The sequence below is a fragment of the Halogeometricum sp. S3BR5-2 genome (assembly GCF_031624635.1).
Taxonomy (GTDB): Archaea; Halobacteriota; Halobacteria; order Halobacteriales; family Haloferacaceae; genus Halogeometricum; species Halogeometricum luteum.
On record NZ_JAMQOQ010000001.1, the window covers coordinates 624,511 to 639,101 of the forward strand.

Annotated in this window: 14 protein-coding genes; 8 read left to right on the forward strand and 6 right to left on the reverse strand. The window is 69.2% G+C overall.

Going from position 1 to position 14,591, the window contains the following annotated elements; translation table 11 throughout:
• Positions 1 to 45: 45 nt before the first annotated feature.
• On the reverse strand, positions 46 to 1,158 hold the full coding sequence (locus tag NDI79_RS03210; RefSeq protein ID WP_425499562.1) for a DR2241 family protein: 1,113 nt from the start codon (positions 1,156 to 1,158) through the stop codon (positions 46 to 48).
• Positions 1,151 to 2,026 (reverse strand): CbiX/SirB N-terminal domain-containing protein, encoded by an 876-nt coding sequence (locus NDI79_RS03215; RefSeq protein ID WP_310927000.1) that lies wholly within the window; start codon positions 2,024 to 2,026, stop codon positions 1,151 to 1,153. The genes NDI79_RS03210 and NDI79_RS03215 overlap by 8 nt, the downstream gene beginning before the upstream one ends.
• A 138-nt stretch (positions 2,027 to 2,164) precedes the next feature.
• On the opposite strand from NDI79_RS03215, the gene NDI79_RS03220 reads away from it, so the two are divergent.
• Entirely contained in the window at positions 2,165 to 2,668 is a 504-nt protein-coding gene (locus tag NDI79_RS03220) for a DUF7523 family protein (RefSeq protein ID WP_310927001.1), read from the forward strand.
• A gap of 9 nt (positions 2,669 to 2,677) precedes the next feature.
• Here NDI79_RS03220 and NDI79_RS03225 read toward each other — a convergent pair whose 3' ends face one another.
• Positions 2,678 to 3,958, reverse strand: coding sequence for a sulfite oxidase (locus NDI79_RS03225; RefSeq protein WP_310927002.1), 1,281 nt, complete (start codon positions 3,956 to 3,958; stop codon positions 2,678 to 2,680).
• Between the two features lie 174 nt (positions 3,959 to 4,132).
• Complete coding sequence (locus NDI79_RS03230; protein ID WP_310927003.1) at positions 4,133 to 5,680, reverse strand: DUF2139 domain-containing protein; 1,548 nt, start codon at positions 5,678 to 5,680, stop codon at positions 4,133 to 4,135.
• A gap of 97 nt (positions 5,681 to 5,777) precedes the next feature.
• Between NDI79_RS03230 and cysS the strand changes: the two genes are divergently transcribed.
• Positions 5,778 to 7,265 (forward strand): cysteine--tRNA ligase, encoded by a 1,488-nt coding sequence (gene cysS, locus NDI79_RS03235; protein ID WP_310927004.1) that lies wholly within the window; start codon positions 5,778 to 5,780, stop codon positions 7,263 to 7,265.
• A gap of 18 nt (positions 7,266 to 7,283) precedes the next feature.
• Here the strand turns inward: cysS and NDI79_RS03240 are convergent, their stop codons facing one another.
• Complete coding sequence (locus NDI79_RS03240; RefSeq protein WP_310927005.1) at positions 7,284 to 7,571, reverse strand: DUF357 domain-containing protein; 288 nt, start codon at positions 7,569 to 7,571, stop codon at positions 7,284 to 7,286.
• Between the two features lie 113 nt (positions 7,572 to 7,684).
• Between NDI79_RS03240 and NDI79_RS03245 the strand changes: the two genes are divergently transcribed.
• Together NDI79_RS03245 and NDI79_RS03250 are read left to right on the forward strand one after the other, a co-directional pair.
• Positions 7,685 to 8,755, forward strand: a complete 1,071-nt coding sequence (locus NDI79_RS03245; RefSeq protein ID WP_310927006.1) for an NAD(P)/FAD-dependent oxidoreductase — start codon at positions 7,685 to 7,687, stop codon at positions 8,753 to 8,755.
• Positions 8,756 to 8,821: 66 nt separating this feature from the next.
• Positions 8,822 to 9,106 carry a DUF7545 family protein gene (locus tag NDI79_RS03250; protein ID WP_310927007.1) on the forward strand — a complete coding sequence of 95 codons (285 nt, stop codon included), beginning with the start codon at positions 8,822 to 8,824 and terminating at the stop codon, positions 9,104 to 9,106.
• Positions 9,107 to 9,149: 43 nt separating this feature from the next.
• Here the strand turns inward: NDI79_RS03250 and NDI79_RS03255 are convergent, their stop codons facing one another.
• Entirely contained in the window at positions 9,150 to 9,992 is an 843-nt protein-coding gene (locus tag NDI79_RS03255; RefSeq protein WP_310927008.1) for a ZIP family metal transporter, read from the reverse strand.
• A 163-nt stretch (positions 9,993 to 10,155) separates the two neighbouring features.
• Here NDI79_RS03255 and NDI79_RS03260 point away from each other — a divergent pair, with 163 nt between their 5' ends.
• The 4 genes from NDI79_RS03260 to NDI79_RS03275 all read left to right on the forward strand — a co-directional run bounded on the left by NDI79_RS03260 (position 10,156) and on the right by NDI79_RS03275 (position 14,591).
• On the forward strand, positions 10,156 to 10,632 hold the full coding sequence (locus tag NDI79_RS03260) for a YbaK/EbsC family protein (protein ID WP_310927009.1): 477 nt from the start codon (positions 10,156 to 10,158) through the stop codon (positions 10,630 to 10,632).
• Between the two features lie 111 nt (positions 10,633 to 10,743).
• The gene (locus tag NDI79_RS03265; RefSeq protein ID WP_310927010.1) at positions 10,744 to 11,994 is read left to right on the forward strand and encodes a putative manganese transporter; all 1,251 of its coding nucleotides are present in this window, start codon (positions 10,744 to 10,746) and stop codon (positions 11,992 to 11,994) included.
• Positions 11,995 to 12,043: 49 nt separating this feature from the next.
• Positions 12,044 to 12,352 carry a DUF7967 family protein gene (locus tag NDI79_RS03270; RefSeq protein ID WP_310927011.1) on the forward strand — a complete coding sequence of 103 codons (309 nt, stop codon included), beginning with the start codon at positions 12,044 to 12,046 and terminating at the stop codon, positions 12,350 to 12,352.
• Positions 12,353 to 12,497: 145 nt separating this feature from the next.
• Positions 12,498 to 14,591: an acetate--CoA ligase family protein gene (locus NDI79_RS03275; RefSeq protein ID WP_310927012.1), complete on the forward strand. Its 2,094-nt coding sequence runs from the start codon at positions 12,498 to 12,500 to the stop codon at positions 14,589 to 14,591.

Genomic DNA, 14,591 nt, shown 5'->3' on the forward strand with positions numbered 1-14,591 from the left:
GCGGCGAAGACGGGCACCGTCGAGGGCTCCGGCCCCGGTTCGGACTCAGTTCTCGTCTTCGTCCGACTCCGTCGGCGTCCCCGAGAGGTTCCCTTCCTCGTCGAATCGCTTCGCGCGGAGGAACCGCGTCCGGTAGCGGTTCGCGCCCTCGTAGATGTCGGCCTCGCGCACGTCGTCGACGCGGCCGTCCGCGACGGCGTCGATTATCTCTTCGACCTGCTCCTTCTCGGAGGGCGTGAGTTCGAACTCGTACGTCCGGGACTCCTCGCCCTCCAGTCGCGTCCACTTGCGCGCGGCGGCGACGACGAGCGAACACGGCTCCCGGCAGGGGAACGCGCCGTCCCCGCCGGGGGCGTCGAGTTCGGTCTCCTCGTCGTACTGCCACTCGCGGCGCTTCAGACACTGCGAGTCGTCGCAGCAGGACTCCGCGACCCACTCGACGTGGTCCGTCCCCTTTCCCCGGTTCCACGTCTGGATGACGCTGTAGATGCCCGACTGCCGCTCCATCGTCCCCTCCCAGTGGGAGACGTCGAGTTCGCCCTCGCGTTCGAGGTTCCAGTTGGCGACCGTCGCCGGGTAGAACGCGTCGACGGCCTCCACCAGTTCGCGGCCGTCCAGCGCGGGAAACACCCAGCCGTCGACGAGCGTCGGCGCCGTCTTCAGCGGCCGGTACCGCCCCTTCTCGTCGTAGGTGCCGATGTCGCGGGCGTCTAAGGGTTCCTCGTGCGTCTCCAACGCGGCGGCGGCGGCGGCCGCGTCGTCCTCGTGGCGCACCTCGTAGCGACGTTCGCCCGCGTCGCCGAGCGTCGCCGTGATGCGCAGTTCGCCCCACTCGGTCACCATTCCCTCCGCCAGCGAGTCGTAGCGCTCGGGGACCGACCGGTCGTCGGCCGCCTCCAGTTTGCGGAGGAACGCGCGGCGGTGCCGCCCCTCGTGCCCCACGTCGGCCTCCCAGAAGTGCCAGTTCGTCACGTACGGCTCGGCGTTCGCCGCGGCCTCGTGGAGTCCCGCCTGCGAGAGCCCCTCGTGCGTGCGCTCGGGCGTCTCGAACGCGTAGCCCTCGCCGTCCCACTCGGCGCGCAGTCCGTCGAAATCTATCGGTCGCTCGTCCAGTCGGCGGACGAGCGCCTCGAACTGTTCGCCCCGCACGCTAGTCACCCGCGGCCGGCGTCTCTCTCGTCTCCTCGCGGACGCTCGCGATGGCCTCCTCGATGTCTGCGCCCGCGTCGGCGGCGCGTTCGAGGACGACGTCCGCCATCAGCGCCTCCGTCCCGACGGCGCCGGCGTACCAGATGCGGTGGCCGTCCACCTCCGCGGGCACGTCGTAGCCCGTCCGGTAGTCGTCGGTGAGGCCCATATCCTCCGGGATGTCCTCCTGCGTGTGGAAGCCGTCCGCGACGAACAGGGGGACGACGACGACGTCCTCCGATTCGAAGTGGTCGGTCACGTCGTCCACCTCCGGTTCCTCGTCCATGTAGAGCGCCCGCACCTCCTCGAAGCGACCCGTCTCGCGGACGCGGTCGGCGTGGTACTCGATGGCCTTCGCGGAGTTCTCGTTGCGCTCGGTGCCGTGGCCGACGACGGCGAGGCCGAACCCCTCGCCCACGTCGGGGTCGCCCGTGACCGTCTCGGCGCGGCGGACGATGACGTCCGTCATCGACTCGTGGGTGCCCACCGGGCCGCAGTAGTGGACGGTCTGGCCGGTGTCCTCCGCGACGAGCGTCGCGGTGTCGGCCGAGAGGCCGTCGGAGTCCCACTCGGAGACGTCCCACCCCTCCAGACGGAGTTCCCGCGGGATGACCTGCTCGGTGAAGTAGCCCTCGCTGATGAACAGGGGGACGACGTACACCTCCTCGGACTCGACCGTTCGGAGGACCTCCCGCAGGGAGGGCTCCTCCTTCCAGAAGCCGGTCTTCACTTCGTCGAACGCTCCCGTCGCGCGGATGGTGTCCGCGTGACGCCGCGTCGGCGTGCTCGAATCCGGGTTCAGATGCGACCCGTGCGCCACGATGACCAGCGCTTGCATGTGCGGAGGTTACGGGAGCGCCGCCTTATGGACTTCGGGTTCTCGAAAGGATTCTTGTCGATTTCGGAGCCGGAGTTCGTCCCGCGCGCGACACCCGCCTCCGAGACGCTTTTGTGCGTCTCCGCCGAGGCCATCACCATGTCACTGGCCGCCGAGACACGAGACGCCGTCAGGGCGCGCCCGCACCTCCTCTACGCCCTCCGCGCGGGCGTCGTGAACTACGCCGCCGCCGCGAAGACCTTGGAGGTGGAGGGCGACGACGACGCCGTCGCCACCGCCCTCCGCCGCTTCGCCGACGACCTGCCGCCGCTCGAAACCGAGGCGCGGGACGCCACCGTCAGGATGCGGAGCGGCGTCGGACTCGCCGGCGAGGACGTCGAGGCCGACGAGGACGACGAGCGAGTGCTCACCGTCGGCGGCGTCTCCGTCGTCGCCGCCGGCGGGGAACTCACCGCCCTCGTCGCCGCCGGCGACGTGGACGCCCGCGCGCTCTCGGTCGTCTGCGACCGACTGAGAGTCGAGAACGTCGTCGTCGACGCCGCGGGCGTCGCGGACGGCGAACTGGTCGTCGTCGTCCCGCGGCGACAGGGAGCGAACGCCCTCCGGCACGTCGAGTCGGCGCTGGCGTCGCTGTCGGTGTGAGCGGGTCGGCTAGCTCTCCTCGGGGTCGATTTCCTCAGTCATCTCGGCCACCTCGACCCTCACACCGTTCGGTTCGTACGCGTTCGCGGCGTACCCGCCCTCGTTCCACGGGAACGCGTCCTCGTCGAGGGCGTCGCGCCACGCGTCCGGACCGGAGATGCGGGCTGGCTGTCGCCGCCCCCGCTCGTCGGTCGCGCGCGACAGCAGTTCGTACTCGCCCGCGTCGGGTCGCCAGTCGTACCGGAACAGCCGCCACGCCCCCGCGTAGTCCGGTCCGAACAGTTCCGCGTCCGCCCACGTCTCGCCGCCGTCCGTCGAGAGTTCGACGCGGTCGACCCGGTCGTCGCCGGCCCACGCGACGCCGCGGATTTCCACCCGTTCGCCGGCGCTCACCGGCGACTCGCCGTCCGGCGTCCCGATGACCGACTTCACGTTCGCGTCGAACGTGTACGGGTGCTCGACGGCTCCCTCCAACTGCTCCCACGTGTCCACCTCACTGACGGAGTCGTTCGCCTCGGGTTCGACGCCGCGCGGGTGGATGCGGTAGGCCACCTGCTGCCAGTAGGCGTGCTCGCCCGGCCTGTCGAGGGAGCCCTCGGTCACCATCGAGTCCGTCACGCGGAGTTCCTCGACCCACTTCACGTTGTTCACCCCGTACCATCCGGGGACGATGAGACGGACCGGAAAGCCGTGCTCCCGCGGCAGGGGGTCGCCGTTCATCTCGTAGGCGAGGACGCAGTCGTCGAACGCCTTCGAGAGCGGAATCGACCGCGCGAACACGTCGTCGCCGTCGGAAGGGTCGCCGCCGACGGCGGTCAGCCACCGGCCGTCCGAACCGGCGCCCCCGTCCGGGTCGACGCCGTGCGCGCGGAGCACCGAACTGACGGGCGCGCCGGTCCAGAGGGACGTCGCGGCGGCCTCGAACCCCCACTGGACGCTCCCCGTCTCGGGGCGGTGCTGGCCGCGTCCGTTGCCCGCGCACTCCATCGTGTGCGCGACGGCGACGGCGGGGTACTCCTCCCCGAGCGACGCCATCGAGAGCGTCCCGGACGCGTCGCCGGTCAGCGCGATGCGCCACGCGTCGGCGTCGGCCTCCGGGATGTCGTTTCGGTGGCAGACGAAGTGCTCCTCGACGGGCGTCAGCCAGTTGGCGAAGGTGTCCCGCCGGGCGGCGCCGAGGACGGTGTACTTGTCCGCCTCGTCGCGCGTCTCGGCCACGCCGCCCGCCTTCCGTTCGAGTATCTCCTCGATTTCTCCGCGTCGAGTCGGCCGCGGTCGTTCGGAAGCCATGCTAACAGACAGCACTCGAACGGGCATAGCTGTTGGTGCGGACTCGGGACGCCGTCGCCGCGAACGAGTTCTCGCGGGACGTCTGTCGAAAACCGGTCGGAGCGCGCCCGGCGGCGTGACGCTCTCCCCTGCCGAGACGGACCGTGCACAGGTCCTCGAATCCGTCCCGGACGGTCAGCGGAGGTAGGCGGTGCCCGTGACCGGCGTGTCGAGGACCGCGCCGGCCGCTCCGATGCGGACGCCGACGATGCCGCCGAAGTGGTCCGACAGGCGGAACGCGTGGCCGTCCCCGCCCTCGAAGGTGTGCGTCTCGCGGACCGCCGCGTCGCGGTGGAGTCCCCACTCCAGCAGTTCGGCCTCGACTGGGGCGTCCAGCGGCCCCACCGAGAGTTCCACGGCGACTTCGTCGTAGCCGGCGGCCGGGTAGCCGCCGAGGACGTTCCCGACGCCCGCCGACCGTTCGGCGCCGTCGGCGAAGTTCGCGTAGTCGATTCGGTCCCGAACGTCGGGTTGCCGCGAGGGGTCCTTCAGGTCCGAGATGGGGATAGCGGTCAGACTCGGGCGGTCGGTCATCGTCGCGGCGAACGTCTCGCCCGCGCCGTGGCCCGACGAGGCGGTTCCGAAATACACGCGGTCGTCGAACACCGCCATCCCCGCGAACCACTTGCCCGTATCGACGATGCGCGGCCCCGACTGGTCGAGGTAGACCAGCCACGAGTTGTTCCACCGCTGCGGGTCCGCCGGCGGCAGTCCCGGCGACTTCGAGAGGTCGTTGAGCGCGAACAGCACCCCGCCGGCGACGCGTATCGAATCGCTGCGAACCGACCGCCGACTCCCCTCGTAGCCGGTCTCGCCGTCGTAGACGTTCCGAATCGACAGCGGTGCGAACGCGCCGCCGCGTTCATCGTGGACGGCGATTCCCTCCGCCAGCAACGCGACGAACGCGCCGTCGAGCGACAGCAGTCTGGTCGGGCCGTCGCCGAACGCCTCCGTGCCGCCGGTCCGGCGGGGCAGTTCCGTCACGCCGACCGTCCGCGCGGCGTCGTCCGTCACGTTGAGGGCGACGTAGCCCGTCCCGGCGTCGTAGGTGACGTACTCGTCGCCGCGCATCACCCCCGCGTGCGCCGCGTGGCCGGCGACGCGGGTCACCTCCTCGCCGTCGTACCGGTAGACGCCGACGCCGACGCCCGACCCGCCGTCGTCCGCCCTGTTGACGTAGACGCCCGAGGGAGCGGACTGGAGACGTCCGACCTCGGCCGCCCACCCGTCCTCGCCGCCGGTCAGACCGTGGTCGCCGCTCCGGTCGGCGAGGACGACCTTCCACCCGCTCTCGGGGTCCGCCGCGCCGCCGTCGCCGAACCCCGTCTCGGGGTCGAGTTCGAGGAGGTAGGCGTACTTGTCGGTCACGTCGAAGGTATCCGTCGGACTCGGCGCGATGACCCACCCGCCGAAGTAGTACTTCCCCCTCCACGCACAGACCGCGCCGAAGGAGTCCCCGCCGGCGCGCGGTTCGGGGCCGAAGTCGGAGAAGTCGTAGGCGACTTCGTCGGCGGTGAAGTCGACGATGCGGGCGAACTTGCTGACGGTTCCGAGCAGGTGCGGGCCGTCGGGCGTCCGGACGCGCACGAGTCCGAAGACGTTGCTCCCGCGGTACTCCGGATGGTACTCGCTCGACCCGTCCGTGAGGTCGGCGATTCGCTCGCGTCCGTCTCCGTCCGTCATCGGTGGACCACTACTCCCCCCACGGGTCGCGGTCGTATTCAATCGCTAGGGCGCCGTTCCGACGGGTTGAAAACCGCCTCGGGAGTATCCTCCCCCGATGACGCTGTCCGTGACCAACACCCTGACGGGAGAGCGCGAGGAGTTCGAACCACGGGACGACGACGACGTGTTGCTCTACGTCTGCGGGCTGACGGTCTCGGACGACGCCCACCTCGGTCACGCCCGCCTCTGGATGCACGCCGACGTGATGCACCGATGGCTGGAACACGAGGGTTACGACGTCCACCACGTCGAGAACTTCACCGACGTGAACGAGAAGATAGCCGCGCGCGTCGGCGAGGACGATTTCGGTGACTCCGAACCGGAGGTGGCCCGCCACTTCACCGAGGAGGTCATCCGCGACATGCGCGGGCTGAACCTCAAGCGCGCCGAGGTGTACCCGCGCGTCTCCGAGCACGTCCCGCAGATAATCGACCTCGTGGAGACCTTAGTCGAGAAGGGGTACGCTTACGAGTCGAACGGCTCCGTCTACTTCGACGTGACCGCCTTCGAGGAGTACGGAAAGTTGTCGAACCAGCGCGTCGAGGAGATGGAGGCGCAGGGGGAGGCCGACGAGCGCTCGGAGAAGCGCCACCCCGCCGACTTCGCCCTCTGGAAGGCGGGCGGCGTGTCGGAGGAGGCCGTCGCGGAGCACCGCCACGAGGGGCTGGACCCGCTCTCGGGACCGCAGGGACAGACGTGGAAGTCGCCGTGGAGCGAGGGGCGACCGGGCTGGCACATCGAGTGCTCGGCGATGTCGATGACGCACCTCGGGGAGACGCTGGACATCCACGTCGGCGGCCGGGACCTCGTCTTCCCCCACCACGAGAACGAGGTGGCGCAGAGCGAGGCGGCGACCGGACAGACGTTCGCGCGCTACTGGCTCCACGTCGGCCTCCTGCAGACCGAGGAGGACAAGATGTCCTCCAGTCTGGGCAACTTCTTCACCGTCGAGGACGCCTTAGAGGAGTTCGGCGTCGACGTCATTCGCACGTTCTACCTCTCGACGGGGTACAACTCCGAACAGACGTTCGACGACGCGGCGATGAACGAGGCCGAGGAGCGCTGGAACCGACTCGAACGCGCCTACGACGCGGCCGTCACCGCCGCCGACGGCCCCGACGCGTACGCCACGGTCGAGGACGGGGACCTGCGCGACGCCGTCGCGTCGGTGCGAGGGTCGTTCCGCGAGGCGATGAACGACGACTTCAACGTCCGCGAGGCGATGGCCGCGCTCATCGAACTCGCCCGCGCGGTGAACACCCACGTCGGCGACGCCGAGGAGTACGACTACCGCGGCCTGCGCGAGGCGATAGAGGCGTTCGAGGACCTCGGCGGCGACGTGTTCGGTCTCGGCTTCGACGGCGCGGCCGAGGGCGGCGACGTGTCGGTTGCCGAGGACCTCGTGGAACTCCTGTTGAACGTGCGCGAGGCCGAACGCGAGGCCGGCAACTACGACCGCGCGGACGAACTCCGCGACGAACTCGAAGCGCTGGGAATCGAGGTGCACGATTCTGAGGACGGCCCGTCGTTCCGGTTCGAGTGAGGGGCCGTCCCGTCCGCCTCACTCCGTCGTGAACAGCCCGGTTCCGTCGGGCACCTCGAACAGGCCCATCCGGACGCCGGCGTCCAGCCACCCGTAACCGTAGGAGAACGACGCCAGCGCGTTCACCGGGTCGTCGTTCTCGCGGAAGTGCCGCCCGTCTTCGAGGTAGGAGACGGCCATCTCCTCTATCTCGTCGGCGGCGGCCCCGAGCGGCGTCTCCGGCGCGACGGCGACCGTCGCCGCCTTCAGGGCGTCGGCGAGCATCCGGCCGTAGCGGTCGGTCTTCTCCTCCAAGTCGGCGGGCATGAGGGCACGTCGTCTCCCCTCCCGCATGAAACCGGTCGGTCCCCGCGTCCGAGTCGACGGCAATCGCGCACGACAGCGGAACCTAAAAGGGCGACACTAGCCAACGGAGAGATATGACAGAGGACGACGCGTTCGTCGAACACCGGAAGCTCATCGTCGCGGGGTCGGGCATCTCCGGCCTCTCGGCCGCCATCTACGCCGGGCGGTCGAACAACGAGCCGCTGGTGTTCGAGGGCGACGAACCCGGCGGACAGTTGACGCTGACGACGGAAGTCGAGAACTACCCCGGCTTCCCCGAGGGCATCTCCGGCCCGGAACTCATCCAGAACATGAAGAAACAGGCCGAGCGGTTCGGCGCGGAGATAGACCACGGCATCGTCCAGAACGTGGACGCCTCGGACCGGCCGTTCACGGTGACGATGAAGAACGGCGACGTCTACACCGCCGACGCGATAATCGCCGCCTCCGGGGCGTCCGCGCGGACGCTCGAAATCCCGGGCGAGGACGACCTGATGGGCTACGGCCTCTCGACCTGTGCCACCTGCGACGGCGCGTTCTTCCGCGACGAGAAGATTCTCGTCGTCGGCGGCGGCGACGCCGCGATGGAGGAGGCGAACTTCCTCACGAAGTTCGCCTCGACGGTGTACCTCGCCCACCGCCGCGAGGAGTTCCGCGCGGAGGACTACTGGATAGATAGGGTGATGGAGAAAGTCGACGCGGGCGAGATAGAGATCATGCGCAACACCGAAGTCACGGAACTCCACGGCACGCCCGAGGAGGGCGTCGACCACGTGACGATGGTGCGACACCCCGAGGGCCACCCGACCGAGCGGCTGGACGACCCCGAGACGGAGACGTTCGACTTCGACGTCGGCGCGGTGTTCTACGCCATCGGCCACACGCCGAACGCCGACTACCTCGAGGGCACGGGCGTCCGGCGCGACGACGAGGGGTACGTGCTGGCGAAGGGCGGCCGCGACGGCGGGCAGACGGCCACCGACGTCCCCGGAATCTTCGCTGCGGGCGACGTGGTCGACTACCACTACCAGCAGGCGGCGACGGCCGGCGGCGACGGCGTGAAGGCCGCCCTCGACGCGGACGACTACCTCGAAGAGTTAGAGCGGGAGGAGGCGGCCGAGGCGGAACCCGACGCCGAACCCGCGGCCGCGGAATCGGACGACTGAACGCGCTGTTCATCGAGCGTCACCTGATTCCCACAGACCCTTAACCGGAGAGGTCGCAGAGTACCCATGGTCGACACCGAGACCTATACGATAGAAGGACCGGACGGCGACGTCGAGGAAGTCGAACTCCCCGAGGGACTCGTCGACGTGTTCACCGAACAGGGCGAGGAGGCGACGAACGTCGTCGGCGACCTGGTCGTCCAGTCGTTCGCACAGCAGGCGCACGTCGCCGTCCACCACGGCGAGGGCGAGACGCCGGCGGACCTCGAAGAACTCAACGAGAAGATGGAGGAACTGTTCGAAGAGCGGTTCGGCGTCTCCCTGGCCGACGCGATGGGCCACAGTCACTGAGCCTCGAACGACGCTCCGCTTTTTCTCTCTCCCGCGAGGCCGCTCAGACGAACAGCAGCGGTACCATCACGACGACGCCGGCGACGATGCCGGCGAGGAGTTCCGACCGGCCGCCGTTCGGCAGGTCCGCCCCGCGTTCGAGCGCCTCGGGGACGAACTCCGCGAGGACGAGGTAAACCATCGCGCCGGCGGCGAAGCCGAAGCCGACGGGGAGCAGGTCGCGGGCGACGCGGACGAAGTAGAAGGCGACGACCGCACCCACCGGTTGCGGTAGGCTGGAGAACACCGACCACCAGACGAGTTTCGGGTTCGACACGCCCATCGACCGGAGGGGGATGGAGATGGCGACGCCCTCGGGGACGTTGTGCACGGAGATGGCGACGGTCATGAACACGGCCAGAAGCGGGACGGCGACGCCGAATATCCGGAACCCTCCCTCCAGTCCGAGGTCAGCGAACGCGACGCCGACGGCGACGCCCTCGGGGAAACTGTGGACGGTGAGCACGCCGAGAATGAGGAGGAGTTTCCGGAAGTCCGCCTCCTCGTACTGCCGGGGGTTCACCTCGGCCCCCTCGATGACGCGGTGGGCGACGACGACGAGGAGGACGCCCGCGAGCAGTCCCACGAGGAGCAACAGGAGCGTCCGGGTCGGAACCGACGAGACGGAGACGCCGGACAGCGACACCCGCACGTACGCCGACAGCGCCTCCAAGACGAGTCCGAACACGGACGCCGAAAGCATGATGCCCGAGGCGATACCCCACAGCGCGACGTTCCAGCGGTCGCTCACGTCGCGGACGAAGAAGAACGGAAGCGCCCCGATACCCGTCGCGAGGGCGGTGACGAGGCCGGCGAGGAAGACGAACGCGAAGCTACCCCAGTCCATACCGGTGGTAGACGGCCGGCGGAGATAAACGTTTCAGAATTCTGATTATTTCGGCGGACCTAAAGCGAGTCGGGCGCCGTCCCTCGCGGTCCGGGGCGTCGGCCGTCGGGAAATCGCCGGGAGAGTGACCTTTTAGCGCCCCCTCCGCGTGCGCTTCGACAGCATGCATCAGCGAGCGAGGCAGTTCGCCGACGCCGCGCGCGAACGGTACGGCTTCGAGGTGACCGTCGAGGAGTTCCCCGAGGGGACGAAGACGGCCGCCGACGCCGCCGCGGCCGTCGGATGCGAGGTGGGACAGATAGCCAGCAGTCTCGTCTTCCGGGCGGGCGAGGACCTCGTCGTCGTCGTCACCAGCGGCGCAAACCGGGTGAGCGAGGAGAAGGTCGCCGCCCGCCTCGGCGTCGACGCCGCCGACGTGGGGATGGCCGACCCCGAAGCGATTCGAGACGTCGTCGGGTGGTCCATCGGCGGCGTTCCGCCGTTCTGCCACGAGACCGACCTCCCCGTCCTGTTCGACGAGACGCTCTCGGCGTACGACACCGTCTGGGCCGCCGCCGGGACGCCCGAAGCCGTCTTCCCCGTCGACCCCGCCGAACTCCGCCGGTTGGCCGGCGCCGAGACGGCGGCGATTGCCGACTGACTCGGAGTTCGCAGACACATAGATTTATTTTTAGAGGCGTCTAATTCTCCGCTGAGATGAATCACATATTCGGTTTCGCCGCGAGGCGGAGCCGCGTCTCGGAGGGCGACGATGTCTGAAGTCGCCGATATCTTCCTCGGGTCTGTCCGCGACGGGTTCGTGCAGGTCAGCGCGTTCGTCGCCGTGACCGTTCTCCTGTTCAGTTACGTCCAGTACCGCACCGACGGCCGCCTCGTGAAGAAGCTAGAGGAGAACCGCCGGGCCGGCCCGTTGGTCGGCGCGCTGATGGGCCTCACGCCGGGGTGCGGCGGGGCCATCGTGATGATGCCGCTGTACGTCCGCGGGTCCGTCTCGTTCGGCACCGTGGTGGCGACGCTCATCGCCACGGCGGGCGACGCGGCGTTCGTCATCCTCGCCTTGGCGCCGGAGGCGGCGCTGTACTCCTACGGCATCGCGTTCGCGACGGCGATTCTGTTCGGGTACGCCGTCGACAACTTCGGACTCGGCGTCGGACGCGTCGACCGCGCGGTCAGAAGCCTCAGCACGATGGCCACCGACGGCGGCGTCGCCGCTCCGGTGACGGGCAACAAGGTCCACCACTACGACGACGCGGCCGCGGGCGACGTGGAGGGCGCGTGCGACGCCGAGAGGTTCGGTCACGACCACGACGGCCCCGTCCGCGATTCCCCCCTGATGCGCTCCGTGAGCCTCGCCGCCCTCGTCGCGTGGTGGGCCGCCGCCGCCGTCGGCCTCGGCGCGGGCGTCCTCTACCTGCTCCGCGGCGCGCCGGACGTTCCGATGGTCGCCGGCCTCTCGTTCGCCGGCCTGTTCACCGTCGCGGGCATCGCGGGGACGACCCTCTCCGTCTACCTCTACTTCGTCGGCCGGAAGTACGTCGGCCACGGCGACGTGGGCCGCGCCCGCGACACGTTCGGCAGCACCTACGAGACGCTGACGCACGCCGCGATGGAGACGTCGTTCGTCACCGTCTGGGTCATCGCCGCCTACCTCCTCTACGAGTACGCCATGCTCTTCACCGGCGCCGACATCGCCGGTCTGGCGGCCGCCGCGGGCGTCCTCGCCCCCGTCGCGGGCGCGGCGGTCGGCCTCATCCCCGGGTGCGGGCCGCAGATCATCCTCTCGACGGCGTACGCCGAGGGCGCGATACCGTTCTCGGCGCTCACGGCGAACGCCATCAGCCAGGACGGCGACGCGCTGTTCCCCCTCATCGCCATCGACAAGACGGCCGCCGTCGTCGCCAGCATCTACACGACGGTTCCGGCCCTCGTCGTCGGCGTGGTCCTCCACTACACGTGGACGGCCGTGTTCGGCCTCCCGCAGTTCGGATTCGGTGTTCTCTGATGTGCGGAACCGTCGCACGAGCTTTGTGTCGAGACGGCGAAAGGCGACCATGAGTTCGACGCCCGGCGACGGGGAGAGAGGGGGGGACGGAGAGACCACACGCGTCTGGTTGGTCGAGCGCACCTACTCCGACGACGAGCAGAACATCATCATCCTCGTGTACGCGACGCCCGACGGGTCGCAGTACCTCCGGAAGGAGCGCTCTCTCACCAGTTTCTCCGACGTCCGCGACACGACGGCCGCCGTCGACACGGACGCCGACCACCTCGGGAGCGTCGACGACCCCGAGGAACGCGAGAGATACGCCGAGGCGGCCGCCGAGACCCGGGAGCGGTACGGGCCGGACGAGACGGTGTGAGCGGGGGGCTCACTTCGGCGCACAATCCAACAGTCGGGTAGCGATCCGCCGGCGAACGAAAAATCGTGAGCGAGAACTGCGCTCACGGGTCATGTAAAACCCCACATACCCGGATTTAAACGGAAAGGGCGTCTACTTCCGAGCGATGGGAGAGTTATCCGAATTGTTCGTGCCGCGGCGCGTCGCCGTCGTCGGCGCGACAGAGCGCGAGGGCTCCGTCGGTCGCGCCATCATGGAGAACCTCATCGAGGACTTCGACGGGGACGTCGTCCCCGTGAACCCGAAGTACGACGAGGTGTTCGGCGTTCCGGCGGTGGCCGGCGTCGGCGAATCCGACGCGGACCTCGCTATCGTGGTCGTCCCCCCGCACATCGCGGTGGACGCCGTGCGCGAGGCCGGCGAGGCCGGCATCCGGAACGTGGTGGTCATCACGGCCGGGTTCGGCGAGACGGGCAGCGAGGGCGCCTCGCGCGAGCAGGAACTGACCGAGGTGGCCGAGGCGTACGACCTCAACCTCGTCGGCCCGAACAGCCTCGGCGTCATGTCCACGCCGACGGGGATGAACGCCACGTTCGGCCCCGAGAACGCGACGGCCGGCGAGATGTCGTTCATGAGCCAGTCGGGCGCGTTCATCACCGCCGTGTTGGACTGGGCGAACGACCAGGGAATCGGCTTCAAGGACGTCGTCTCGCTCGGCAACAAGGCCGTCCTCGACGAGGCGGACTTCATCGACGCCTGGGGCGACGACGAGAACACGAGCGTCATCATCGGCTACCTCGAAGGCATCTCCGAGGGGCGTGAGTTCATCGACACCGCGCGCGAGGTGACCCAAGACACGCCCATCGTCCTCGTGAAGTCCGGGCGGACCGACGCCGGCGCGCAGGCGGCGTCCAGCCACACCGGCACAATCGCCGGGTCCGACCAGGCCTACGAGGCCGGACTGGAACAGGCGGGCGTCATCCGCGCGGAGTCGGTGCAGGAACTGTTCGACGCCGCGCGCGTGCTGGAGAGCCAACCGCTCCCCGAGGGCGACGACGTGGCCGTCATCACGAACGCGGGCGGTCCCGGCGTGATGACGACGGACGCCGTCGGCGACTCCCGCCTGTCGATGGCGTCGTTCACCGACGAGACGCTCGACGAGTTCTCCGAGAAACTCCCCGAGGAGGGCAACATCTACAACCCCGTCGACATCGTCGGCGACGCCGACAACGAGCGCTTCCGGAACGCGTTGGACGTGGCGCTGGCCGACGAGAACGTCGGGTCGGCCATCGTCCTCTCGTGTCCGACGGCCGTCCTCGACTACGACGAACTGGCCGCCGACACTGTGGAGTTACAGGAGAAACACGACAAACCGGTCGCGGCCTGCTTCATGGGCGGCGAGCGCGTGAAACCGGCCGCCGAGGTGCTCACCGAGGCGGGCATCCCGAACTACTTCGACCCCGCCCGCGCCGTCGGCGGACTCGACGCCCTCTCGCGCTTCCGCGACATCTCCGAACGCGAGTACGACGAACCGACGGCGTTCGACGTTGACGAGGAACGCCCCCGCGAGATACTCTCGGACGTCGAGGGCCGCGAGGACACCCGCCTCGGCGTCGAGGCGATGGACCTCCTCGACGCCTACGGCATCGAGACGCCGCAGGGCGACATCGTCGACGCGCCGGAGGACGCCCTCACCGTCGCCGAGGACGTCGAGGGCGACGTGGTGATGAAGATAGTCAGCCCCGACATCCTCCACAAATCCGACATCGGCGGCGTCAAAGTCGGTGTCCCGAACGAGGAGGTGTTCGACGCCTACGAGGACCTCGTCACCCGCGCGCGCAACTACCAACCGGACGCCAACATCATCGGCGTCCAGGTGCAGGAGATGGTGGACCTCGACAGCGGCGTCGAGACCATCGTCGGCATGAACAAGGACCCGCAGTTCGGCCCCCTGCTCATGTTCGGCCTCGGCGGCATCTTCGTCGAAGTGCTCGAAGACACGACGTTCCGCGTCGCGCCCGTCGCCGAGTCCGAGGCGCGGGAGATGACCGAAGAGATAGACTCCGCGCCGCTTCTCCGCGGCGCGCGCGGCCGCGACCCCGTCGACGTCGACGGCGTTACGGAGACGATTCAGCGCCTCTCGCAACTCGTCACGGACTTCCCGGCCATCCTCGAACTGGACATCAACCCCCTCGTCGCCACGCCCGACGGCGTGAAAGCCGTCGACGTGCGATTGACGGTCGACCCCGACCAACTCTGA

What these genes read in the sequence shown, in the direction of transcription:
- NDI79_RS03215 (WP_310927000.1), bottom strand. Translation starts at nt 2,026, where the DNA reads ATGCAAGCGCTGGTCATCGTGGCGCACGGGTCGCATCTGAACCCGGAT.
- NDI79_RS03220 (WP_310927001.1), top strand. Translation starts at nt 2,165, where the DNA reads ATGTCACTGGCCGCCGAGACACGAGACGCCGTCAGGGCGCGCCCGCAC.
- NDI79_RS03225 (WP_310927002.1), bottom strand. Translation starts at nt 3,958, where the DNA reads ATGGCTTCCGAACGACCGCGGCCGACTCGACGCGGAGAAATCGAGGAG.
- NDI79_RS03230 (WP_310927003.1), bottom strand. Translation starts at nt 5,680, where the DNA reads ATGACGGACGGAGACGGACGCGAGCGAATCGCCGACCTCACGGACGGG.
- cysS (WP_310927004.1), top strand. Translation starts at nt 5,778, where the DNA reads ATGACGCTGTCCGTGACCAACACCCTGACGGGAGAGCGCGAGGAGTTC.
- NDI79_RS03240 (WP_310927005.1), bottom strand. Translation starts at nt 7,571, where the DNA reads ATGCCCGCCGACTTGGAGGAGAAGACCGACCGCTACGGCCGGATGCTC.
- NDI79_RS03245 (WP_310927006.1), top strand. Translation starts at nt 7,685, where the DNA reads ATGACAGAGGACGACGCGTTCGTCGAACACCGGAAGCTCATCGTCGCG.
- NDI79_RS03250 (WP_310927007.1), top strand. Translation starts at nt 8,822, where the DNA reads ATGGTCGACACCGAGACCTATACGATAGAAGGACCGGACGGCGACGTC.
- NDI79_RS03255 (WP_310927008.1), bottom strand. Translation starts at nt 9,992, where the DNA reads ATGGACTGGGGTAGCTTCGCGTTCGTCTTCCTCGCCGGCCTCGTCACC.
- NDI79_RS03260 (WP_310927009.1), top strand. Translation starts at nt 10,156, where the DNA reads ATGCATCAGCGAGCGAGGCAGTTCGCCGACGCCGCGCGCGAACGGTAC.
- NDI79_RS03265 (WP_310927010.1), top strand. Translation starts at nt 10,744, where the DNA reads ATGTCTGAAGTCGCCGATATCTTCCTCGGGTCTGTCCGCGACGGGTTC.
- NDI79_RS03270 (WP_310927011.1), top strand. Translation starts at nt 12,044, where the DNA reads ATGAGTTCGACGCCCGGCGACGGGGAGAGAGGGGGGGACGGAGAGACC.
- NDI79_RS03275 (WP_310927012.1), top strand. Translation starts at nt 12,498, where the DNA reads ATGGGAGAGTTATCCGAATTGTTCGTGCCGCGGCGCGTCGCCGTCGTC.